Genomic DNA, 1520 nt, shown 5'->3' on the forward strand with positions numbered 1-1520 from the left:
GTGACCGGGTCAGTAGTAGTGGCGGCGGCCGCCGACGGCGTGGCCGGTGAGGCCGGCGACCCACAGGACGAGGCCGATGAGGGCGAGGACGATGCCGATGGTCCACAGGAACCCGATGCCGGTGGCGAAGCCGATGATGAGCAGAATGACGCCGAGGATGATCACGGTGGCCTCCTTGGATGTGCTGCGGGCCGTGTGAGGGAGGTGGTCCGGGGAGATGCCTGGAGCCGGTCCGCCTCCCGGCCGGGACCGGCACCGTGGTCCGGGCCCTGCCTGCTGACCAGCGCGTATACCGCGGCGTGGCCACCGTAAACGTCGGGCCGCTCGGCCCTCAGTCCAGGTCGGCCTGCCACAGGTCGGGGCCGAACACCTCGTACTGGATGTCGCGCGGGGCGACCCCGCGGTCGATCAGGCTGCTGCGCACGGCCTGCATGAAGGGCAGCGGCCCGCACAGGTGGTACAGGGCGTCCGCGGGGAGGTCGACCGCCGTGGGGTCCATCAGCCCGTGGAAGACCCCGTCCACCGGCTCGTGGCTCTGCGCGTCCTTCTCGAACCACAGGTACATCCGGGCGTTCTTCAGCGCCAGGACGTCGCCGACCACCTGGCGGCGCAGCGGGAGGGACGCGTCGTCGACGTCGGCGTGCAGCAGGGTGACGGGCAGTCCGGACTCGGCCGCGACCAGGTGCGAGAGCATCCCCGCCACGGGGGCGATCCCGATGCCCGCGCTGGCGAACACCACCGGCCGTCCGGCGTCGTCCAGTACGACGTCGCCGTAGGGCAGCGACAGCGTCAGGGTGTCGCCGACCCGTACCGAGTCGTGCAGCAGCGTGGACATCTCGCCGTCGGGGTCGCCGCCCTCGCCGCGCACCCGCTTGACCGAGAACTGGCGGTGCTCGCCGTCGTCGGCCCGGGTCAGGCTGTACTGGCGCGGCTGGAGCTTCCCGTCGGGCATCCGCATCCGCACGGTGACGTACTGGCCGGGCAGCGAGGTCTTCACCAGCCGGTCGTCGATCCGCTTGACCACGAAGGTGACCACGTCGGAGGTCTCCCTGACCTTCCGGATCACCTGCCAGTCCCGCCAGACCGTCTCCGGCCGCACTCCGCGGGCGCTGTAGAGTCCGCGTTCCTGGTTGATCAGGGCGTTGGCCATCAGCCAGTAGACCTCGTCCCAGGCGGCGGCGACCTCCGGGGTGACCGCGTCGCCCAGCACGTCGACGATCGCCCACATCAGGTGGTCGTGCACGACCCCGTACTGGTCGGGGCGGATCCCGAGCGAGGCGTGCTTGTGGGCGATCCGGCGGAGCAACTGCTCGGGCACCCGCTCCGGCGTCTCCACGAGCGTGGTGGCGAAGGAGGCCACCGAGCCGGCGAGCGCCTGCTGCTGGTGGCCGTGGACCTGGTTGCCGCGGTTGAAGACGCCGTCCAGCAGCTCGGGGTGCCCGCCGAACAGGTGGGTGTAGAAGCGTGCGCCGAGCCGAGGTCGACCTGGATCCACTGCGGGTCGGTGTTGGCCGAGGACC

2 protein-coding genes are annotated in these 1520 nt (G+C 71.2%); both read right to left on the reverse strand.

The window, feature by feature from the left end:
* Positions 1-9 precede the first annotated feature (9 nt).
* Positions 10-165 carry a DUF6131 family protein gene (locus tag ABZ641_RS36905; RefSeq protein ID WP_359988937.1) on the reverse strand — a complete coding sequence of 52 codons (156 nt, stop codon included), beginning with the start codon at positions 163-165 and terminating at the stop codon, positions 10-12.
* Positions 166-331: 166 nt separating this feature from the next.
* On the reverse strand, positions 332-1520 hold a 1189-nt coding region (locus ABZ641_RS36910), incomplete at its 5' end, for a globin domain-containing protein (protein ID WP_359988939.1).

Source organism: Kitasatospora sp. NPDC007106 (genome assembly GCF_040634455.1).
Lineage (GTDB): Bacteria > Actinomycetota > Actinomycetes > Streptomycetales > Streptomycetaceae > Kitasatospora > Kitasatospora arboriphila.